This window comes from Streptomyces sp. NPDC004539, assembly GCF_040610055.1.
Taxonomy (GTDB): domain Bacteria; phylum Actinomycetota; class Actinomycetes; order Streptomycetales; family Streptomycetaceae; genus Streptomyces.
The window spans coordinates 427,763-448,529 of record NZ_JBEXLS010000001.1; the positions used below are offsets into that span (position 1 = coordinate 427,763).

The following is a 20,767-nucleotide window of genomic DNA, read 5'->3' on the forward strand; positions in this document are numbered from 1 at the left end:
GAACCCGGTCCCCTTGGCCGGGGGACCGGGTACCGACGGGATGGTCAGCGGGAGATGACAACGGCGGTGGCGTCGTCGCGGTATCCGGTGTCGTCGGGGCGGGCGGCGGCGACCAGGGCGGCGGCGAGGGCTTGCGGGTCGTCGGCGTGTTCGCGGACCAGCGCGGTCAGTTCCGCCTCGGGTATCTGGTCGTGCACACCGTCCGAGGTGAGGATGACCAGCGGGTCTTTGATCCCGGCGGTGTAGACGGTGCCGATGCTGGCGCGCGCCAGGGAGGTACGGAGCCAGTTGTCGTGCGCGCGGGCGATGTTCAGGGCGACGCCGTTGGCACGGAGTTGCTTCCCGACGGTGTGGTCGTCGGTGTACAGCTCCAGCCGCTCGCCGTTCCAGCCGTACGCACGGCTGTCCCCGGTCCAGTTGACGACCATCACGTCGTCGTCGGGGAAGGCGCGCAGCGCGACGGCGACGGCGTCGGCTTCCGCGCCGTCGGCGCCGGCGTCCGCGATCAACTCGGAGGCGGTGAGGAGTCCGGCGATCGGGCCGCGCCGCGCGCTGATGCGGGCGGCGACTTCGGCGAGCAGCGGCACGGTGGCGGAGGTGTGGGGGCCGTGGCCGATACCGTCGACGACTGCGGCGCCGACCGTGCCGTTGGCGAGGCGGTAGACACGGGCGGCGTCGGCGTTGTCGAGAGCGGTGCCCTCGCGGGTGGCGAGTCCGGTACGGATCACAAGTGTTCCTTTGCTGGTCAGTGCTGGTTGTCGGTCTTGGCCCACACGCCGGCGGTCCGGCTGTGGATGGTGCGCTGGTCCTGGTGGACGGGCCCCTGGTAGTGGTGGTGGTGTGTGTCCGGGGTGGCCTCGGCGGCGCGGATGAAGAGGCGGGCGAGGGCGAGGACGGGTACGGCGACGGCGGCGGGGGCGGCGCAGATCATGCCGATGACGGTGGGGTCGGCCTGCCGGGAGGCGATCAGGATGCCGATCGCGATCAGGCCGGGCGGGACGGTGGCGAGGCCGGTGGTGAGGATGAGCCGGGACGCGTCCACCGCCCGCTGCGACATGGGCGGGATGCCGGGCTGGGGGACGGGCGGGGTGTCGCCGTGGGCGGGCAGGGGGCTGGTGTCGCGGTAGGCGGTCGGCACCGTGGGGGCGGGGCGGTAGGCGTCGGCGATGATCCGCGCGGCCTCGGCCTCAGCGGCGTCCTCGCTCATCCGAACGCCCGAGAGGGGCACCGCGGGCGTGGTCTCGTTCACTTGACCCCTCCAGCGAGGTAGGCACGGCCGGCAGCGGTCACCTTCACGGGGTCGGTGTATCCATCGCCGATGTCGATGAAGTCGTGGGCCGCGAGGGGGTGAAAAGTGCGGTCGTTGACGGTGAACGTGGTGCCGTCCATCTGCCAGCGACCACAAGGCGCCGAGACGAACGGAACCCCGTCGCCGGCGTCGTTGTCGGCGATGGTTCGAAGCAGCTTGAGCACGGAGCGGGAGAGCATGCGGAATCCCTTCCGAGGGTTCACGGACAGGCAGGGGCTTTGGGCGGGGTTGATCAGGGGGTGGGGATGGCGTGGACGACGGCGGTCGTGAGGTCGTTGATGGGTCCGGCGGCGCCGGTGGCGGCGAGGAAGAACCCGAACATCACGGCGACGAACGCGGCGCCGGGGGTGAGGCTGTGGCCGCGCAGGAGGAAGAACAGGACGAGTCCGAAGAGGACGACGAGGGAGAGGGTCACGGCCATGTGGGGAACTCCGGGTCGGTGTCGCGGGGGCGGGGACGGTGGGGGCGGGTGCCGTCGTGGTGGACGGCGCGGGAGGTGTTGAGGAGCCGGCGGCCGGTGCGCAGGCGGTAGCGGCGGCCGTGGCAGCGGCGGCACAGTTTGACCGTGCGGCGGGCCTGCCGGACGCCGGTACCGGAGCACTTCCGGCACGGGGCGAACGGCTGCACGAAACACAACGCTGCGTAACCGGCGGCGGTCAGGAAGACGGCGAGGCTAGCGAGAGCCACCATGGCTCAGATCCCCTCTCAGGGCAGTTTCGGGGTGTTTCCGCAGGTGGGCCGCTAGACGCTAGTGAGCTGATCAGCGGCCCTAAGGGGCGCTAGTAGGGCCGCTAGACCTAGCAGCGACGGCCGCTAGGTCTAGCAGCCTTGCTCGGGCTAGGCGGCGGCCCGGTCGGCGTTACGCCGTGTGATCGCGGTGGTGATGTCGGCGCGCTTGACGCCGCGCCGGTTGGCGCCCTCGCCGTCGTCGGTGGTGCCCCACACCTGTCCGGGTTTGATCCCCCAGGGCTTGAGGGCGGCGGTGACGTTCTCGCCCTGCCACCCGGCATAGGTGCCGGGGTCGGCGGCGGTGAGGCGGGCGGCGATGCGCTCGCACCACACGGCTTTCTCGTCGTCGGCGATGACGTCGAGGACGTCGGCGAGGATGTCGGAACCGGTGGTGGTGTTCTCGGGGCCCTTGCCGACGGCGTGGCCGGTGACGTTGCCGTACGCCTCGCGGGCGGTGCGGGCGCGGGCGACGATGCGTTCGGCGGCGACCGCGTCGACGAACGCGGACGCGACGATGCGGGGGTCGTCGCCCTCGCCGGCCATCCAGCAGATGCCCCGGTCGGAGCGGGAGAACATCGTCGCCCGGTACCCGGACTTGTACATCGACGTGCCGAGCACCATGTCGTTGGCGGGCTGGCCCATGACTTTCAGGCAGAACCTGAGGACGGCGTTCGCGCTGATGCCGGTGGGCAGGGACTTCGCGTCGGGGCGCTGGGTGCCGAACATGGCCACGATGCCCAGGGCGGGGCCGCGCTTGGTCAGGTCGGTGCAGATGGCTTCGATCTCTTTGCCGTGCTCCTCGTGCTCGAACGGCACCTGGCACTCGTCGAAGCCGACCACGATCGGGTGCAGTCCCAGGCTCTTGTCACCGGCGAGTTCCGGGGTGACCTTGGACTCCGGGCAGCGGGTGCGGGGCAGGGACTTGATGACCTTCGCGCGCCGCCGCAGCTCTTCCTTCAGCTCCCGCAGCGAATCGAGGACATAGGCGATGTCGTCGTCCTCCTCGCCGGCGCGGTAGCGGTGGCAGACGGGTTCCAGGGCGCCGAAGTCGCCGGTGCCCTTGAAGTCGAACGCGTAGATGTCGGCGCGCGGGTCGAGAGCGGCGATCAGCAGGAGCAGCCGCATCAGGAACGTCTTGCCCATGCGGGGGATCGAGCCGACGACGACGGACGCGAACATGAGGGTGACCGACACGTCGCGCATGCGCTGGTCGTTGCCGAACACCACCGGCCGAAACAGGTCGACCGTGCCCGACCTGGCCAGCGGCCAGGCGGGTTTGCTGGTCTCGTTCATCGGCTTGTCCCCCACCCACAGCACGAGCCGTCCTTCGTGCTGCTCGGGGTCGGGGGCGGGCCACACGCAGCCGGTCTTGCGCCGCAGACCGGACGCGAGCGGTTTGCGGGCCTCCATGATGTCCTCGGGCGTGACGCCGTAGGGGAGATCGAGGTCGGCGCGGTAGCCGGGCCCGTCACGGACGATCTCCGAGACGAACCGCAGCCCGTTCATGTCACCGCCCTTCTTGATCGCGGCGGTGACCTTCGGGTTCCCGATCGAGTCCAGACCGCGCAGGACGATCGAGCCGGTGAGCTTCTGAATCTCGGTCTTCAGGACCGCCGGGCCGACCACGGGGGCGTCGGGCTGCTGTCCGCCCATCCCGAGCAGCAGCACCCCGCCGGCCGCGAACGCGTACAGGAACTCGGGGGCCAGGACATACAGGTACAGGGCGAAACCGGCGCCGAACACGGCCGCGACCAGCACGACCAGACTCCGCAGCCGGATACGTCCGGACCGCAGCCGGGCCAGCCGCATGTACTCCTCAACGTCCTCGGTGCGCACCGCGAAGTCCCGCAAGGGCGCGGCCTCGCGGTCCCACACCCACCGGTTGGTGGACGCGACGAACCGGCACGCGCCCCGCGGTGACATCAGGGCGAGCCGTCCGGCATACACCGGGACCCGTACCCCGTGGTAGAGGGCGGAGTACCCGGCGTTCGCGCCCGCGTGGCGGGCGGTGGCGAGGAAGTCACGTCGGCTGGTGAGCCATCCGGCCAGCACCGGCTTGCGCTTCTCGCTACGCACGCCCGGTTCGGGCAACGCGGGGTTGTCCACCGGCACCGGCGGCGTGGGGGTGTCGTCGTCGGGGCGGGGGTCGGGCACGGGAACCAGGTGCGATCCCGTGGTGGTGTCCGTCATGCTGGGGGCTCCCTGCTGCTCACAAATCGGGGTGGCGGGATGGCCCGGGGGCGGTCTTGTTTCCTTGGCCGGGACGACCGCCCCCGGGGCGCTGCTACTTCTTGCCGTCGCGGCGGCGCGCGGCGGTCTTCTCGATGCGCTCCACGCGGCGCTTGAGGTCGGAGAGGTCGACGCCGTCACCGGCCAGGCCCCGCTTCGCCATCCGGGCCATGAGGCCGGCGAGGCGAACCTTCTCGCCGCGCGTGAAGTCGGAGAAGTTGAGGTCGTCGTTCATGGTCAGCAGTCCTCACAGTCGTCGTGCTCGGGAAGGCGGGAGTCCGGGGCGTGAGCGGCATCGGGGAAAGCGCAGGTCACGCAGGTTCCGAGGGTGGGCGGGATGACGTACCCGGCGTCACGCAGGCATCCGGGGCAGGTGCGGCGGGCCCGCATCATCGCGGCGTGCGCCCGCCACCTGCCCTCCGTCATCGGCCGCACCGGGCGGGCGAGGTCGACCCGGTACAGGTAGGCGACCAGTGGCGGGCGTCGGCGGCGCGGCCGTTCGAGCTGGGCGGCGACGTCCTGTCCGCCGGGCCGCAGACCGCGTGCGCGGAGCTGGCGGCGGGTGGCGAGCCCGTCGGGGGCCAGGCGCCAGCAGTAGACCGAAACCAGCGGGTTCGCAGATTCTGAAGGTCGACTGGAGGCGAACCCGCTGGAACGGCGGGTCTTTGAAAGGGCTGGGCACTCAGGTTCAGCGCTGCTTGAATGCCCCGGTGATTGAACTGGTAGTTGTTCTGGCTGCGGGAGGGCTGACGGCTTGGTTGCTTCGCCGCAGAGTGAAGCAACGGGCAGACAGTGCCGCTCAGGGAAATGTGATCAAGGTTCCCTGCCTGCTTCGACATCCTTCACTTGAAGACCGATGGCTTAGGGGGCGGCTGGTGATCGGCCCCGCCATAGTGGGCTGGGAGCCACGGACCAAGGCCGGTGCGTCAGTGTCACTCCCGGAGGGGTTGCGGCAGGTCGGCGTGCGTTCGCCGTCATTGCGCGAGGCGGTGAAGATCAATGGTGGGTCCAGAATTGTTGAGTGCACCTCTGCCGCGGGGGTTGTTCTTGTTGCGGTGATGCCGAATGAGTTGGATCACGTGCTCACGGCGTTGAACAGCGGCAGAGCAGAGTAGGCAGCGCCCCCGTCACGCGGCCAGCGCGTTCGTACGGCGCTGCTCCACGGCCCGGATGCGCTTGCGGCCCCATCCTTCGGTGAAGCCGAACTCACGGCCCAGTGCGGCGGGACCGATCGGCTGTCCGGCGGACACCGAGTCGGCGTACGCCTCTTCGGCCCGCTGCCGCGTACGCTCCAGTTCCGCTTCCTCGAACACGGCCGCGTCCGTACGCGGCACGGCCGTACGGGGGGACCGTACAGCCCGTGTGCGCTCCCCTGTACGGGGTGCGGCCGTACGGGGTGTGGCCTGCGCGTACGCGTCCTTCTCAGGGGGTGCCGTACGCACGGGTGTACGCGGTCGCGTGTTCCTGTCCGTGCGCTTCGCGTCGGGCGTACGGGCCTTGGCCAGCCGTACGGCCGAACGCTGCGCACGGCGTTCGAGATCGGGTGTCATGCCCGGTACGCACGGGCCGTGGACGACCTCCCACGCACGCGCCCACGCGTCCTCCGCGTGCAGCGCCCCGTACGGTGCGGCCGACACCAGACGGCCGGCGAGCCGGTGCACGGCACGGTGGTGCCGGCGCCGCCTTGCGGCATGCCGTCCCATGTCGCGGGCGGCGGGGTCCAGTCCGGCGAGGGTGGACACCCACTGACGGATCTCGAAGACCACCGGCCCCAGCAGGGTCACGGCCGCAAGGCCCCATCCGGCCGCGCGGGCATCCGCCGGGGACAGTCCTTCGAGGTGAAGGCCGTAGCCGTAGTTCACCCACGCTGCGAACCCCGCGCACAGCGCGACCAGGACCCGCAGCAGCCACCGCACCCACACCGGCGCCCGGCGGGCGTCCGCGTAGGCGACACCGGCCGCCATCACCCACGCCGCGCCTTCCAGGGCGAACGGCAGCGGCAGCAGCGCCACAGAGATCCCCGCGAAGTGCGCGACCTGCGCGGGCAGCGACGCCAGACCGGACGCCACGACCAGGGCGAGGGTGCCCCGCCGGTAGACGTGTTCCGGGGTCAGCGACCTCGCCCGCTCCGACCGGCGCGCACGGCGTTCCTCCCGCACCGCCGCCCGCTCGGCACGCGCCTGCCCGCGCAGCCGCTCCCGGCGCTCGTCGGCCTCACGCTGGCGCGCCGCCCGCCGTTCCTCGGCAGCCGCCGCGTCCCTGCGCCGCTCCTCCGCCGCCGTCTCCCGGTCCAGACGGAGTTCCTCACGGTAGGTCATCGGACCCCCTCCCTGCCGGTGGTGCCGGGCCGGCCGAACCGGCGGCCGTGGACCGTCGGCAGCACCGGCACCGTGGCGCCGTCGGGGACGATGCGCACGCCCCCGCCCTCGCGCTTGATCATGTACATGTGCTCGTCGGCCGCCCGCAGCAGCGCGGACAACTCCCCGCCACGCCCCGGGTGTTGGGCGACGCCGATCGACACGGACACGTCGACGGAACGGCCCTGGGACAGGACCGGCCGCTCGATGCCGCCGAACAGCTCCAGGACATGACCGCCCAGTCCCTCGCCCGCGTCGACGACGGCGGCGAACTCGTCCCCGCCCAGCCGTCCCGCGACCCCGCCGTGCCCGGCGGCCCACGCCCCGAGCCGCATGCCGGTCGCGCGGATCACCGCGTCACCGGCCGCATGCCCGTAGGTGTCGTTGATCTCCTTGAAGCCGTCCAGGTCCAGAAGGAGAACGGCCTTCTCCCCGCGCTTGGCCAGCAGCGAGGTGGCGCGGTCCTCGAACGCGTCGCGCGTCCATAGCCCGGTCAGCGGGTCACGCCGTGCCGCCTCGATCCGGCGGCCCAGCAACAGGGCGTGCACCGACCAGCCGGCCGCCAGCGGCAGACCGGCCGCAGCGGCGAACAGAACCTCACTCATGCCGCACCTCCGTCGACCGTGGGGGTGTCGGTGTGGTCGTTCCAGGGGGTGTAGGTGACCGGGCGCCGGGCCGTCCAGGCACGCAGCGTCCCGGTGGCGTTGGCCACCTCGTGACCCTCGTCGAGGACGAACGCGAGGATGATCCGCGCGTCCGCCGCACGCTGCCGCATCAGCGACGCGTGCGCGCGTTCGTCCGCGTCGGTCACCTCCGGGAGCGGGATGTCCAGCGCGTCATGGACCGCCCGCAGTAGCGCGCCCACCGGTTCGGGGAGCGAGGCGAGCCGTACGTCCGGGGTGTTCACAGCGCGCCCCCGATCCCGGCGAGGACGCCCGCCACGATCAGCAGCGCGCACCCGGTGAGGGTGACGTCGACCGCGCGGCGCAGGCACGTGAACTTCACGACCGCCAGCCGCGACAACCCGGCGACGTCCGCCGCCATGTCCCGCGTCGCGAGCGCGGACGTGATCTCCTCGCCGGTGAGGGTCGCCCACAGCGGGAACCCGTGACGGCCCTTGATGTTCGGGCGCGTCGACCGCAGCAGCAGACCCCCCGCCGCAACCAGCGCCGTGACGCCGAACCCGCCGACGATCCAGGCGGGGAGGGTGAGAGGGACGTCCTTGGCGACCGTCCACACACCCGCCAGCACCGCGCCCACGAACGCCAGCAACAGGCCCGTCTTCGTGTCCGTGCGCGTGATCTCCGCCTTGACCTCGGCGTGCGCGGCCTCAACCGCCTTCAGCGTCTCGCTCATGCCGCACCGCCCGGAACCGTCGTACCGACGGCGTTGTTGGCCAGTGCGACCCGCGCGGCGAGCGCCCGGTTGCGCGCCCGGCGGATACGCCGGACGTCCAGCTCGGACGGCGTGCGGTCCAGGGTCACGATGTACGCGTCCAACAGGTCGACGTCCGCGAGGATGACGGGCATCTCCCGCTCGATGGCGTCGAGTTCGGCGGCGGTCGGTTCGATCCAGTCCGCGAACGCCGTGACGGCGTCCGCAACGGTCACAATAGTGTTCATCGGGTCGTGTTCCTCACTGGGTTGAACGGCTCGAACAGCACCCCCGGAGGGCCAACTCCGGGGGTGCGCGCCGTTGGGGGAAGAGCCGCGAGAGATGCGCGGCTGGCCGGGCCGCTGAGCGGCGGCCGGAGTGCCCCGGGCGGGATTCGGTCCCGCGCCCTCGCGGCTGGATGCCGGGGCGGTGGATCAGCAGACGGTCAGGTCAGGTGCGGGTGCGGTCGCGGGGGACGGACGGGCAGCGGCGGCTTGGTCTTCTCGTGTTCGGAGTCGGCCATCACCGGCCGCCCCGGGCGCGGGCGTCGTCCTCGCTGCGCTTGTTCACTTCGGCGTTCCTGCGCGCCAGTTCGGCACGCTCTTCGTCTGTCAGACTGAGAACCACAGGTGGCCTCCAAGCAGGCGCCTGTACGCGGTCCCCCGGGTTGCGCCCCGTGGGGACCGCTCCTGTATTCGGAGTCAGGGATTCCGGCTCCTCTCAACCCCGTCCGTACGGGACCGCTCCGCAGAGCTCCGGACGGACAGGGCGAGCAACCGGCGCGGCGCTAGCCGCCGCGATTCGGTGGAAGGTGACCGGTCGTCCGCAGCGCATCAAGGCGCTCACGGACCAGGGATGGGACGGCGCCGCCATGTCGGTCGGTCACGGCCGCGCCTGTCGCTTTCGTCGGTTCACTGCCGCTCCTTCGAGGTCCCTGAACAGGGGATACACACTGCAAGGGGGACCTTGTCCCCACTCTCCGGCCGTTGCTCGCGGTCGCCGGGCCACCTCGCCAGTACGGGCCGAAACCCTGTTCTGCCTGGCCTTTAGCGGGATTGCAGCGTCCCCGCCCTCTGCTTCGGAACAGCCCAAAGAAGGGCCCTCCCTGCGCACCACCAGCGGGATGCGATCCCGCTTTCTGGTGCGCACCAGAAGGTTGACATCTGGTGCGCACCAGAGTCAAGGCGGTCTGCCGAATCAATCGGCGACCGTCCGTCTTGGCGCACCTTCAGGAAACAGCCAGAGATGGGTGTTTCGGCAGGTCACAGGGCTTAACCCTGGCCTTGTTAACCCCTGTTGACCTCCGTCGCCGTGAGGCACCATGGGAGGAGCGACGGCCGAACCAACACCGGGTGGTGAGTTGTGAGTTCAGGACTCAAGAGCGCGCGCACGGCGCGTGGCTGGTCTCAGGAGCGGTTGATCCGCGAGATCGAGCAGTGGGCCCGACATCACCTTGTCGACGTCGCGTCGACGGCGAGCCTGCGGGTGTACGTCTCCGAGTGGGAGAACGGCAAGCGCGCGCTCTCCGAGCGGTACGCGGAGATCCTGCGGAACGTCCTCGGGGCCACCGACGCCGAACTGAGAGGCGTCACGGTGGCCACGGCGATCCCGGCGGCAGACGGTTACGACGACTTGCTCAACAGGATCGATGCGGCAGGCAGCGTGGGTGAATCCATGGTCAGCGCCCTTGAGGCACAGACAGAGATCCTGCGCACGATGGATCGCCAGATGGGCGCGGCTGGTCTCATCGACCAGATGACCGGGCATCTCTCTGCCCTTGAGGACGCCCTGAACTTCGCGGTGCTACCGAATGCGCGCCGGCCGGTGGCGCTCGCGCTCGCAGGGGCGTCAACTCTCGCCGCATGGCAAGCAATCGACTGCGGAGCGGTTGAGCGAGCCTGGCGTCACTACGAACTCGCGAAGCGGGCCGCACGGGATGCCGAAGCCCCGATGTATCTCGCGCACGCCATGGGAGAACAGGCATTCGTCCTCTGTGAAGCCGGACGACCGGCCCTCGGGGTGGAATTGGTCCGCGAAGCACAGCGCACCCTTGGGCGCGACGGATCACCCCGGCTTTGGGCTTGGCTCTACGCCACGGAAGCAGAGTTGTGCGCGCAAGCCGAAATGACTGACGACAGTAGACGCGCGCTGGAAGCAGCGACGGAACGAATTCCCGAGGGGACCGACGCTCGCGACCCGGACATGCTGAGCATCTTCCTCAACGGATCGCACCTCACCCGATGGCGCGGCAACATCCTTGCTTTCCTCGGAGACATCGACGCATTGTCCAGTCTCTACGAAGCAGCAAAGGAAATGGACCCCACCTTTGTGAGAGCGCGAGCGGGAGTGCACACGGACTTGGCCCAAGCCCATGTGGCGCGCGCCGAGTACGACGTCGCGCGGAAGCATCTACAGCAGGCCCGAATGCTGGCGAGCCGCACCGGTTCGGTACGGCAGCGCCGTCGCGTCGACATGCTCAGTGAGCGGCTGTAATTCCTGGCCTGCCACGGCTCGCGAGGAGATGCAGCAATCCCACAAGGGTTCCGGAACCGAGCAGTTCCCCGCGCGCCATGAGTCCCGGAATGTCAGCGAGGGGAACCCACTCGATGTGTCCGGCCTCTTCAAGGTCCGTCGGGGCACCTACCTTTTCGGCACCGTGCGCAACAAAGATTTCATGGAGCGAATCCACCATGCCGACCATGGGCTGATAAACGGCGATGCGCTCAACGGAATTCGGGCGCCATCCCGTCTCTTCGACGACTTCTCGAAGCGCAGTCTCGGCGGCCTCTTCTCCGGCGTCGACAATTCCCCCGGGGAGTTCCCAACCGAATTGCTGCGGAACGAAGCGGTACCGCCAAAGCATGAGTACGCGGTCCTGGTCGTCGACAACCGCCGTAATCGCCACGTGGTTGAGCTTCACCACGTGATGCTCGAACCGCTCCATGCCGGGCGGTTCGACGTCCCAAAGCTGAAGCTTGACCCACTGGTTGTCATAGAGGTCACGCTCGCCGTGGATGCGCCACGGCTCAAGGCCCTCGGGCGTCTTCACACTGACCTCACCCGGGACACGGTACGAACTACGCCCGCGCACCTCCAACGCCCCCTCGGAGACCAGGCGCGCGAGCACCTGCCGAAGCGCCGTCCGGCCGATGCCGAGTTCCTCGCTCAGGGTCCTTTCCGATGGGAACTTCTCGCCGGCTTCGTACTGGCCTGAGGCGAGCCGCTCGCGAAGCGTCTCGTAGACCTTAGTCGTCTTCGGTCCCATGCCCGGAGCACTCCCCGTTCTGCCGTGGTGCGTACCAGGGTAGCGGGATCGGCTCAAGCTTCCTCCAGTCGATGCGGTGCCGCCGCGAGGGCGTCCGCTGCTCCCCCGAAGCGCGTTCCGGGGCCCCTGTGCGTGAGCAGTGCGTGAGCCACCGGTGTGCGTGATCAAGAAACGGTCGGGATGCAGGTCAGAGCCACAATGGGGCACGTAGGGTTCGCGGCCTCCGGAGCCGTGTGCGCAGGTTCGAATCCTGCCGGGGGCACTCGCTGGTTGCAGCGGATGCCGATGTGAAGAGGGTGGGAGTCAGGTTTCTGACTCCCACCCTCTTTTTGTTGTTCACCGGGTCCGGCCTTGTGTCCGGCGGGAGTTGAGGGGATCGGTCAGAGTGCGGTCCAGGTGAAGGCGACTGCGTCGCCCGGGTTCAGGGCGAACTGGCAGCCGCCTACGGGGGTGGGGGTGTTGTTGACCGAGATGTTCCAGTAGGCGGAGGGGCCTGCGGGGGTGGATTTGATCGAGTCGACGAGGAAGTCGTCGAAGGAGGGGTACCAGGTGCCGTCCCAGGTGAAGCCGTGGGTGCGGGCCGCGTCGTCGAGTGCCGCTGTAGGGGTCGGGACCGGGGAGGGGTGGGCGCCGGCGTTCGTGCCGTCGCAGGGGTGGGTGCCGCCTGTGGGGGTGGTCACGGGGTGGCCTTTCGTCCGGACCTTGCCCTTGAAGAGGGTGCCGTCCGGGCCTTGTACGGTCAGGGTGACCTTGATCGGCGTGTTCGACGGCGGGTGGCTCTCGGTGCGGGCCTGCGCTGTCGCCGGGGCGGCGAGGAGGGTGAGGGCGAGGACGGTCGTGCTGATCGCGGTGCGGCGCATCTCGGTGCCTTCCTTGACGGAGTACGGATCGACGGGGTGCGGATCAACGGCCGTAAGGAGTCTAGGTGTTGGGCGGGCCCTACCGCTTCTGTGACGCGAGGAGGAGCTCCGTCGCCCTCGCCTTCAGCGCGGCGTCCGCGCGGGTCGCGTCGCCCGCGTCGAACGGGGGCTGCGGGTCGTACTCGATGCCCAACTGGATGGCCTGCGCGGTGTGTTCGTCGGTGAGGCGGGCGGCGAGGTGGAGGGCCATGTCGATGCCGGCCGAGACGCCGGCGGCGGTGATGATCCGGCCCGACTCGACATACCTCCGGGGTAGGTAGGTGACGTCGTAGTTCGCCTCCAGGTACGCCGCGGAGCCCCAGTGCGTCGTCGCCTCGCGGCCGTCGAGGAGTCCGGTCGCCGCGAGGATCAGGCTGCCGGTGCAGACGGACGTCGTCCAGCGGGTACGGCGGTGGATCGCGCGAATCCAGTTCTGGAGGGCGGGGTCGGTCATCGCGCCGACCGTGCCGCGTTCGTCGCCGCCGGGGACGAGGAGGACGTCGAGGTGGTCGATCTCGGTGAACGCGCGGTCCGCGTGGACGGCCGTGGCGAGGGTGTCCGTGCGGACCGGGCCGCGGCGGGTGCCGATCATCGTGACCTCGGCGCCGGGGAGGCGGGAGAGGACCTCGGTGGGGCCGGTGGGGTCGAGGAGGCTGAAGCCGTCGTAGAGGTAGACGCCGATGCTGAGGGTGGGGGGAGAAGTGGGGGCGGAGGTGGGGGTATTAGGGGTATTACGGGTCGTGGGGGTCGGGGTTCGGGGGGTCGCTTCGGCTCGGGCCGTGCCGGTGGTGAGGGTGGTGGCGGCGAGGGCGGCTGCGGTGGTCGCGCCCAGGAGGGTGCGGCGGGTGAGAGGGTAAGTGGCGTCGGTTTGGGGGGTGTTGTCGCGGGGCGTGCCGGTGTGGTGGGTGTTCGTCATGGGACCGGAGTCTGGTCCGGTGGGGGCGGGAGTGGGGGCGGCGTGTCCGGCATCCTGCGAAAGGTGTCCCCCGTGACCCCGTAGTGGTCGAGGAACGCCTGTCTCAGGGTCTCCGCCGTCCGGAACCCGCAGCGCAGGGCGATCGCCGCGAGCGGTAGGGAGCTGGTGCGGGCGAGGTGCGCGGCGGCCTCCGTACGGGCCCGGCGGACCGCCCGCGCGGGTGTCGTACCGAGGTGGGCCGTGAAGAGGCGGGTCAGATGGCGGGTGCTGACGCCGGCCCTGGCCGCCAGCGCGGCGGGGGTGAGGTCGGCCGCGAGGTGCGCGTTGATGTGCGCGGCCAGGTCGCGGACGAGGCGGTCGCCCGGGGGCGGGGCCGCGAGGAACGTCGATATCTGGGCCTGGTCCGCCGGGCGGTGCAGGTGGGTGACCAGTTCGCGGGCGACCTCGCGGGCCAGGGTCGGGCCGTGGTCGTCCTCGATCAGGGAGAGCGTCAGGTCGAGCGCGCTGGTGACGCCGGCCGACGTGTACACGTTGCCGTCCCGGATGTAGAGGGGCCGCGAGTCGACGGCGATCTCGGGGTGCCGGCGCGCGAGCCGCTCGCCCCAGGCCCAGTGGGTCGTCGCCCGCCGCCCGTCCAGCAGCCCGGCCGCCGCGAGGACGTACGCCCCGGTGCAGACCGACGCGAGCCGCCGGGTGTGGGGCGCGAGCCGCCGTAACTGCGCGAGCAGCCGCTTGTCCGCCGCGGCCTCCTCGCACCCCGCGCCCCCTACGACCATCAGGGTGTCCACCGGCCCCGTCACCGTCGTGAGGTTGTGCGCGGCGGTGAGCAGGATGCCGGCCGAGGTACGGGTCAGGGGCGGGCCGGTGGTGGCGAGTTCGATGCGGTACGGGGGTTGCGCGCCGAAGCGGTTGGCGAGGTCGAGGGCGCTGCCGGGGCAGGCGATGTCGAGGATCTGGGCGTCGTCGTAGGCGATGAGGAGGACTCGGCGGGGGGAGGGGGTCATGGGTGGGGTGGGGTGGGGTCGGGGATGGGGTGGGTCGGGGGTGAGGCTGTGGCTCTCAGGTACTACGGGGCGTACGGGTACTACGGGTCGTACGGGTCACAGCTCGCCGGGCATCGCGGACGACCGCCCCGTCATCCCCCGTACGGTGCCGTACTCGCCCGGACGATCAGGTCGACCGGGATGACGGACGGGCGTGCCTCGGGGTCGGGGCCCGTTTCGATGCGGTGGAGGAGGGCGTGGAGGGAGCGCGTGCCGATCTCCTGGAAGTCCGTACGGATCGTCGTGAGCGGCGGGAGGTAGTGCGCGGCCTCGGGGACGTCGTCGTACCCCACGATGCTGACGTCCTCCGGTACCCGGCGGCCCGCCTCGTGCAGGGCGCGCAGGATGCCGAGGGCCATCTGGTCGTTGGACGCGAAGACGGCCGTGACCTCGGGGTTCTTGGCGAGTTGGCGGCCGAGTTCGTAGCCGGAGTCCGCGCTCCAGTCGCCGACGAGCGGTTCGGGGACGGGTGCCCCGGCCGCCTGGAGGGCCGCCGCCCAGCTCTCCGCGCGGCGGCTCGCGGAGGTCCAGCCGGTGGGGCCGGCGACGTGGTGGACGGTGGGGTGGCCGAGGGCGAGGAGGTACTCGGTGGCCTTGCGGGCGCCGGTGTGCGCGTCGGCGGTGATCATGGGGGTGCCGTCGCCGAGGTCGTTGTCCATCATGACGAGCGGCAGGTCGAGGTGGGCCTCGGCGAGGGCGGCGGCCATCCACAGCTGGGGGGCGATGGCGATGATGCCGTCCGCGCCCTCGGCCGAGAGCCGCTCGACGGCCTCGACGACGGTGTCGGGGTCGGCCGTGTCCAGCGCGATCGAGCTGACAAGGTAACCGGCTTCCTGCGCGGCCGTGTTGACGGCGGTGAGGGTGGAGGCGGGGCCGTAGCGGGCGGCGTCGAAGGAGATCACGCCGAGCATCCGGGTCCGTCCGCTGGCGAGGGAACGGGCGCTGCGGCTGGGGCGGTAGCCGAGCGTGCGCATCGCCGCGCGCACGGCCTCGCGGGTCTCCTCACGGACGGCCGGGTTCTCGTTCAGCACGCGTGACACCGTCTGCTTGCTGACTCCCGCCAGCCGTGCCACGTCCTCCATCACCGGCCGGTTCCCCGCGAAGTTCCGCCGGCTGCGACCGCCCCCCTTCGTCCCCGGGTTCCCGGCAGCGCCTCTCGTCATGGTGGGTGCTTCTTCCCTCGGCCGTCCCCCGGCCCACCCGATCCCGGGGCCTTGGGCCGCCGGCGCTGGGGTGGCCGACGGATTCACAGGATAGGACGGGGGTGGGGGGAGGGCGGGGGCGAGGTGAGGGGATGGTGGGGGTGGCTCTGGAGTACTACGGGGTGTACGGGTGGGGTGGGAGGGCCGGGAGGTGTGGCTCCGGAGTACTACGGGGTGTAGGGGTGGGGCAGGGTCGGCCCGGAGTACTACGGGTCCTACGAGCGACGTACACCTCAGTACCCCTCAGGTACCTCGCACCCTGCCCTGCCCCGTCCCTCAGCCCACCCTCCACACCCGGGCCGTCACCACCTCCGCGTCCCGTACCTCCGCCGCTCCCTCCCTCTCCACCGGCAGATACACCTGGGCCGTCGGGTCGGCGGGCAGTACCCGTACCGTCAGGGGTTCGCCCTCGGGGAGGAGGTCGAGTCCGATGTCCCAGGGGCGGCCGGAGTAGAACTGGTCGGCGACGAGCCGGCCCCCCGCGTAGGCGCGGGCGACGTCGCCGCGCCAGTGGAGCCGGAGGACACCGGCGTGGTCGTGCGGCGGGACCCGCACCTCGTGGACGGCGGCCGAGCGCTCGTACCACTCGTCCGCCGGCGCGCTCGCCCGCTGGAGGACGCCGGTCGTGGCCGGGGGCGGGTCCCCGGCGGGGCGGAGGAGTTCGACGGCCGGTACGGGTGCCGGGTCCGCCGAGCCGGACAGGGTGTACCGCGTGAACACGCCGTCCCGCGCCTCGGTCGTCCCCTCCCCCTTCGGCATCCGCTCCGGCGCGGGGAGGACGGCGAAGGAGACGCTCTCCCGGCTGCCCGGGGTACGCCCATGCAGCCGCACCTCGTCGCGGTGGGTGTCGAAGACGACGCCCTCGGTCGAGAGGACCAGCCGCTCCGTACCCCAGGCGTACCCCTTGTAGGCGGTGCGGGCGGTGGCGGCGTCGAGGACGAGGAGGTCGGTCCCCATACCGGTCCCGATGCGGGCGGCGGTGCCGGGACGGATGCCGGTGACGAGTACGCCGCTCCCGTCCTCGAACGCCGGTCCGGTCTCGGCGCCTTCCGGTACGGCGTTCACCTCGACGCCGGCGCCGAGCGCGACCTCGACCGGCACCCCCTCGGTCGCGGCCAGCACGAGGACCGTACGGTCGCCGTCCTGGACCGTGCAGACGGGCTGAGCCGTGGCCCACTCGACGCGCAGCCCGCCGAACTCCATCCTGAACGGCCAGCAGAAATAGGCGCCTTGGGGAACCGTGAACGGCTCACTGGGGAAGCTGAGCCCGCCGACGACGAACGTCGTGCCGGGATGCTCGGCCAACTCCCCGTGCGGCTGGTGGTTGTTGACGAACAGGAACCCGGACTCCCCGTCGGTCCGCACGGCCCACCGCAGCGTCTCCCCGTCGTGCTGCCCTGTCGGCAACTCCAGGGGAAGCACCGACTCCATCGGCGCGATGCGCTCCCCGAACTCCGCCAACAGCAGGTGTTGGAGCCGGAGTTCGTCGTAGGAGTCGCGGTACTGGCCGTACTCCCCCAGGGGTGCCTGGAAGTCGTAGGTGAGGACGGGGAGGTCGTTGGGGTAGCCGGTGGCGTGGGACTCCTGGAGTCCGGGGGCCGGGTTGGTGCCGCCGTGGAACATGTAGTAGCCCTGCCAGACCGAGCCGCAGCCGATCTTCGTGAGGCCGAGGGACCCGATGTCGGCGGCGGTGACGCGCGGGCGGCGGTGGTAGGCGACGGCCATCCCGCCACCCAACTCGCAGGTGGCCCAAGGGAATCGCTCGGCGTACACGGCCGAGTCGACGCCCCGTACGGTCGTCGGCCTGAGGTCGGCGCCGATGCCCTCGTCGTCGCGCTGGTGCGTGAAGAAGAAGTGCTTGCGGCAGGTGTCGGGCCAGCCGCCGTCGGCCTCGGTCCAGAAGGTCTCGGGGTAGCCGCCGTACAGCGGCATCAGCTCGTCGCCGGGGAGCTGGACCCCGCCCCAGGCGGTGGACGTCCACAACGGCGCGTCCATGCCCGCCTGTTGGGCCATGCGCTTGAGGGTGAGCAGGTGGCCCGGCTGGTCGTAGAGCTCGTTCTCGATCTGAATGGCGATGATCGGGCCGCCCGACGCCCGGTCCAGACCGGCGAGTTGGGCGGCGATCGCCTCGAACCAGGGCTGGACGAGGGCGAGATAGGCGGGGTCGTCGGTGCGGGCGGCGTCGACGCGGGCGAATACCCAGTCGGGGAGCCCGCCGTTGCGTACCTCCGCGTGGGACCAGGGGCCGATACGGGGGATGAAGTCGAGGCCGTGACGGGCGCAGAGTTCGGCGAACCGGCGCAGGTCGAGGTCTCCGTCGAACCGGGGGGCGTCGGGGGTCTCCTGGTGGTGAATCCAGATGACGTAGGAGGCGACGGCGGTCACCCCGGCGGCCTTCATCTTGAGCAGTTCCTCCTCCCAACCGCCCTTCGGGTAGCGGGAGTAGTGGAACTCACCGGAGACCGGGAACCAGGGCTTGCCGCCCCGGGTGAGCCAGCGGCTGGTGATCTCGACGGGGTCGGGGGCGCCGGGGGCGTCGGAGAAGGGGAGGTGGCCGGTGCGGGGCGGGGCGGCGGGGGCGGGGATGCGCAGGTGGTGCGTCACGGGGGTCACTGGCCTTACTGAACTCGCCGGTTTCACTGGACTCACGGGCTTCACTGCCCCTTCGGGCCGAGGTCGGGCGTGTCGACGAGGCGGGCGCGGTTCGTCGTGGACGCCTGGAGTTCCAGGACGATCAGGGTGTTGGCGCCGGGCCGCAGGACGGGGGCGGGGACGTAGAGGGTGTGCTGCGGGCCTCGGTTCCAGTAGCGGCCGAGCGAGAAGCCGTTGATCCACGCCTGCCCCTTCGTCCATCCCGGCAGGGAGAGGAAGGTGTCGGCGGGGTCGGTGACCTCGAACGTCCCCCGGTGGAAGGCGGGTTCGGCGCAGCCGTCGGTCTCCGCCTGGGCGTAGAGGGCGGCCGAGAGGGGCGCGTCCATCGGGAGCGGGCGGCACTCCCAGCCGTTGATCGGCATGCCGTCGAAGGTGACCGGTCCGAGCAGGCCCTTCGGGGTTCCGATGCGCGGCCCGTAGTTGACGCGGCCCATGTTCTCGACGAGCACCTCCAACACGGCGCCCCTGCGGTGGACTTGGACCGGGAGGCTGACTTCCTGCCGTTCGTTCTCCAGGACGCCGACCGGTGCGCCGTCGACGTACACCTGGGCCCTGTCCCCCACGCCGCCCGCGAAGTGCAGTACGCCGAGGCCGTTCTTCGGCAGGGTGCTGCGGTACAGGACGTATCCCGCCCGCATGCCCAACTCGTCGGCGGTGATGGGGGTTTCGGTGCGGACGGTGCGTCCCGACAGTTCGGAGAGGTACGGCAGCAGGGGTGCCCGTTCGGTCAACTCGACCTCGGTGACCGGGAGTTTGGCCGAGGGGGTGGGCAACTCCTCCGGGACGGGCGCGTACTTGGCGATGACCTCGCGGAAGGCGTGGTACTTCGGTCCCGGGTCGCCGTTCTCGGTGAGGGGGGCGTCGTAGTCGTACGAGGTGACGGTGGGGGCGTACGTGTGGTGGTGGTTGGCGCCGTTGGTGAGGCCGAAGTTGGTGCCGCCGTGGAACATGTAGATGTTCACGGAGGCGCCGGCCGCGAGGAGCTTGTCGAGGTCGGCGGCGACGTCGGCGGTGTCGCGGGTGTGGTGCGGGCCGCCCCAGTGGTCGAACCAGCCGATCCAGAACTCGGCGCACATCAGGGGGCCTTCGGGCTGGTGCTCGCGCAGGGTGGCGAGCGCGGTGTCGATCTTTCCGCCGAAGGTGCCGGTGGCGAGGACGCCGGGGATGCCGCCGGCCTCCTGGTGTTCGGGGTTCACCTGGTCGCAGGTGAACAGGAGTTCGTCGATCCCCCGTGAACGGAACGCCTCCACGAGGTGCTTGAGGTAGGCGGTGTCGTTGCCGTACGCGCCGTACTCGTTCTCCACCTGGACCGCGATGACCGGGCCGCCGGACGCGGCCATGTGCGGGAGGAGCGGGGGCAGGAGCAGGTCGAGGTAGCGGCCGATGATCGCCGTGAACTTCGGGTCGCTGCTGCGGAGTTGGACGTCCGAGTCCGTCATGAGCCAGTGCGGGAGGCCGCCGCCGTCCCACTCCGCGCAGATGTAGGGGCCGGGGCGCAGCAGCACCTTCAGCCCTTCCGCCTGCGCGAGCCGCAGGAACCGGGGCAGGTCGAGGAGGCCGTCGAGGACCAGCGTGCCGGGTTCGGGCTGGTGGAGGTTCCAGGGAACGTACGTCTCCACCGTGTTCAGCCCCATGAGCCGCGCCTTGCGCAGCCGGTCCGCCCACTGGTCCGGGTGCACCCGGAAGTAGTGCAGCGCGCCGGAGATGATCCGGAAGGGCTCGCCGTTGAGCTCGAAAGATGTAGGGGTGGTGGTCAGGGCGGACATGGGGGTCCTTCCGGAGAGGGGGGTACGGGACGGAGAGCAGGCAGACCCCTGAGGGCACGGATCGGGCACGCGGCCTCCCGGGGACGGCCCACATCATCGTGAGCGGCTCTCAAAACCTCCGACGGGCGTCGATGTTACCGGTAACATCGACGTCGTCAACAGGGTTTGTACGAGGGTTTGAGAAAGGGCTGGACAGAGAAGGGGCGCGGGATGCCGGGCGAGGGCGCCTACTCCTCCGGGAAGAAGTTCCCGATGCGCCGCCGCTCGTACGACGCCTCGGCCCGGAGCATCAAGGGGAACTCTCCTTGAGCGGCTCGGCCAGCCGGAACGGGTCGTCCGACCCGAGTCGGCGACACGCCACCTGGGTCGTGCGGGCCGCACCATCGAACTTCACAAGCCGTGGCTTCCTTGGCGAGGTGCTGCTGCCATCAGCCGCGCGGCGGGGTGCCGTACATGCCGAGGCCGGTCGTGGGCAGGTCGCCGCCGAGGTCGGCGGGCAAGGGGACTTCCTCGCCGTACTTGCCATGATCCACGCTGTTGTACTGCTCCTCCCCCGGCCTGCCGAACAGCGTCCACGTGCCCGTTCGGGGGTCGACCTGCAACAGCAGGGGGACGCCGGCCGCCGCGTACCAGGCGGTCTTCTCGTTGATCCCCTTCAGGCGTTCGTTCGGGGAGATGACCTCTACGGCCAGTTCGACCGCGTCGGCGTCCAGGAGCCAGCCGTCGTCGTCGCGGAACGCACGGGGGCCGATGGTGAGGTCGGGGGTCGCGTAGTCGTCGGGGTCGCCGGGCATGGGGATGGAGATGTTCTCGAACGCCTCACACCTGGGCGGGAGTTGTGGGCGGATGGCGTCGCGCAGGTCGATGATGATTCCGGCGTGTTTGCCGGTCGGGGGTGGGGGCATCCGGAGTACGCCGCCGATGATCTCGACGCTCATGCCGGTGGCCTGCTCGATGCTCGTCGCGGTTTCGCGCAAACGTCCGCGGCGCACGGGGATGGGGCGGTGAACCGGGGTACTCACGGTG

General features: G+C 70.7%; 22 protein-coding genes and 1 tRNA gene. 2 read left to right on the forward strand and 21 right to left on the reverse strand.

Annotated elements, in window-relative coordinates; genetic code table 11:
• Positions 1-44: 44 nt before the first annotated feature.
• From ABZX85_RS01875 to ABZX85_RS01935, 13 genes are all read right to left on the reverse strand, one after another.
• Positions 45-728: a hypothetical protein gene (locus ABZX85_RS01875; RefSeq protein ID WP_355861607.1), complete on the reverse strand. Its 684-nt coding sequence runs from the start codon at positions 726-728 to the stop codon at positions 45-47.
• A 17-nt stretch (positions 729-745) separates the two neighbouring features.
• Positions 746-1,249: a hypothetical protein gene (locus tag ABZX85_RS01880; RefSeq protein WP_355861609.1), complete on the reverse strand. Its 504-nt coding sequence runs from the start codon at positions 1,247-1,249 to the stop codon at positions 746-748.
• Complete coding sequence (locus ABZX85_RS01885; protein WP_355861611.1) at positions 1,246-1,488, reverse strand: hypothetical protein; 243 nt, start codon at positions 1,486-1,488, stop codon at positions 1,246-1,248. Before ABZX85_RS01885 ends, ABZX85_RS01880 begins: the two co-directional genes overlap by 4 nt.
• A gap of 53 nt (positions 1,489-1,541) precedes the next feature.
• On the reverse strand, positions 1,542-1,730 hold the full coding sequence (locus ABZX85_RS01890; RefSeq protein WP_355861613.1) for a hypothetical protein: 189 nt from the start codon (positions 1,728-1,730) through the stop codon (positions 1,542-1,544).
• The gene (locus tag ABZX85_RS01895; protein WP_355861615.1) at positions 1,721-1,999 is read right to left on the reverse strand and encodes a hypothetical protein; all 279 of its coding nucleotides are present in this window, start codon (positions 1,997-1,999) and stop codon (positions 1,721-1,723) included. Before ABZX85_RS01895 ends, ABZX85_RS01890 begins: the two co-directional genes overlap by 10 nt.
• Before the next feature lie 147 nt (positions 2,000-2,146).
• On the reverse strand, positions 2,147-4,228 hold the full coding sequence (locus ABZX85_RS01900; protein WP_355861617.1) for a cell division protein FtsK: 2,082 nt from the start codon (positions 4,226-4,228) through the stop codon (positions 2,147-2,149).
• Between the two features lie 94 nt (positions 4,229-4,322).
• Positions 4,323-4,502, reverse strand: coding sequence for a DUF6257 family protein (locus ABZX85_RS01905; RefSeq protein ID WP_355861619.1), 180 nt, complete (start codon positions 4,500-4,502; stop codon positions 4,323-4,325).
• A 2-nt stretch (positions 4,503-4,504) separates the two neighbouring features.
• Positions 4,505-4,876: an RRQRL motif-containing zinc-binding protein gene (locus ABZX85_RS01910; RefSeq protein ID WP_355862300.1), complete on the reverse strand. Its 372-nt coding sequence runs from the start codon at positions 4,874-4,876 to the stop codon at positions 4,505-4,507.
• A 518-nt stretch (positions 4,877-5,394) separates the two neighbouring features.
• Positions 5,395-6,585, reverse strand: coding sequence for a hypothetical protein (locus ABZX85_RS01915; protein ID WP_355861621.1), 1,191 nt, complete (start codon positions 6,583-6,585; stop codon positions 5,395-5,397).
• Positions 6,582-7,229: a GGDEF domain-containing protein gene (locus ABZX85_RS01920; protein WP_355861623.1), complete on the reverse strand. Its 648-nt coding sequence runs from the start codon at positions 7,227-7,229 to the stop codon at positions 6,582-6,584. Before ABZX85_RS01920 ends, ABZX85_RS01915 begins: the two co-directional genes overlap by 4 nt.
• The gene (locus tag ABZX85_RS01925; protein ID WP_355861625.1) at positions 7,226-7,531 is read right to left on the reverse strand and encodes a hypothetical protein; all 306 of its coding nucleotides are present in this window, start codon (positions 7,529-7,531) and stop codon (positions 7,226-7,228) included. Before ABZX85_RS01925 ends, ABZX85_RS01920 begins: the two co-directional genes overlap by 4 nt.
• Positions 7,528-7,980, reverse strand: coding sequence for a Pycsar system effector family protein (locus tag ABZX85_RS01930; protein ID WP_355861627.1), 453 nt, complete (start codon positions 7,978-7,980; stop codon positions 7,528-7,530). The genes ABZX85_RS01925 and ABZX85_RS01930 overlap by 4 nt, the downstream gene beginning before the upstream one ends.
• Positions 7,977-8,246, reverse strand: a complete 270-nt coding sequence (locus tag ABZX85_RS01935; protein ID WP_355861629.1) for a DUF6284 family protein — start codon at positions 8,244-8,246, stop codon at positions 7,977-7,979. The genes ABZX85_RS01930 and ABZX85_RS01935 overlap by 4 nt, the downstream gene beginning before the upstream one ends.
• Positions 8,247-9,483: 1,237 nt before the next feature.
• On the opposite strand from ABZX85_RS01935, the gene ABZX85_RS01940 reads away from it, so the two are divergent.
• Complete coding sequence (locus tag ABZX85_RS01940; protein ID WP_355862302.1) at positions 9,484-10,491, forward strand: XRE family transcriptional regulator; 1,008 nt, start codon at positions 9,484-9,486, stop codon at positions 10,489-10,491.
• Here ABZX85_RS01940 and ABZX85_RS01945 read toward each other — a convergent pair.
• Positions 10,475-11,263 (reverse strand): NUDIX domain-containing protein, encoded by a 789-nt coding sequence (locus ABZX85_RS01945; RefSeq protein WP_355861631.1) that lies wholly within the window; start codon positions 11,261-11,263, stop codon positions 10,475-10,477. The genes ABZX85_RS01940 and ABZX85_RS01945 overlap by 17 nt on opposite strands.
• A gap of 192 nt (positions 11,264-11,455) precedes the next feature.
• Between ABZX85_RS01945 and ABZX85_RS01950 the strand changes: the two genes are divergently transcribed.
• A tRNA-Arg gene (locus tag ABZX85_RS01950) sits at positions 11,456-11,525 on the forward strand.
• 118 nt (positions 11,526-11,643) lie between these two features.
• Here the strand turns inward: ABZX85_RS01950 and ABZX85_RS01955 are convergent.
• The 7 genes from ABZX85_RS01955 to ABZX85_RS01985 form a co-directional block, all read right to left on the reverse strand.
• The gene (locus tag ABZX85_RS01955) at positions 11,644-12,123 is read right to left on the reverse strand and encodes a DUF4430 domain-containing protein (protein ID WP_355861633.1); all 480 of its coding nucleotides are present in this window, start codon (positions 12,121-12,123) and stop codon (positions 11,644-11,646) included.
• Between the two features lie 79 nt (positions 12,124-12,202).
• The gene (locus ABZX85_RS01960) at positions 12,203-13,078 is read right to left on the reverse strand and encodes a DJ-1/PfpI family protein (protein WP_355861635.1); all 876 of its coding nucleotides are present in this window, start codon (positions 13,076-13,078) and stop codon (positions 12,203-12,205) included.
• Positions 13,075-14,082, reverse strand: coding sequence for a DJ-1/PfpI family protein (locus ABZX85_RS01965; RefSeq protein WP_355861637.1), 1,008 nt, complete (start codon positions 14,080-14,082; stop codon positions 13,075-13,077). The genes ABZX85_RS01960 and ABZX85_RS01965 overlap by 4 nt, the downstream gene beginning before the upstream one ends.
• Before the next feature lie 131 nt (positions 14,083-14,213).
• The gene (locus tag ABZX85_RS01970) at positions 14,214-15,203 is read right to left on the reverse strand and encodes a LacI family DNA-binding transcriptional regulator (RefSeq protein WP_355862304.1); all 990 of its coding nucleotides are present in this window, start codon (positions 15,201-15,203) and stop codon (positions 14,214-14,216) included.
• 396 nt (positions 15,204-15,599) lie between these two features.
• A complete protein-coding gene (locus tag ABZX85_RS01975) occupies positions 15,600-17,936 on the reverse strand; it encodes a beta-galactosidase (RefSeq protein ID WP_355861639.1) in 2,337 nt (778 codons plus the stop codon).
• A 41-nt stretch (positions 17,937-17,977) separates the two neighbouring features.
• Positions 17,978-19,741, reverse strand: a complete 1,764-nt coding sequence (locus ABZX85_RS01980; RefSeq protein ID WP_355861641.1) for a glycoside hydrolase family 35 protein — start codon at positions 19,739-19,741, stop codon at positions 17,978-17,980.
• A 428-nt stretch (positions 19,742-20,169) separates the two neighbouring features.
• Positions 20,170-20,763, reverse strand: coding sequence for a Uma2 family endonuclease (locus tag ABZX85_RS01985; protein WP_355861643.1), 594 nt, complete (start codon positions 20,761-20,763; stop codon positions 20,170-20,172).
• Positions 20,764-20,767 lie beyond the last annotated feature (4 nt).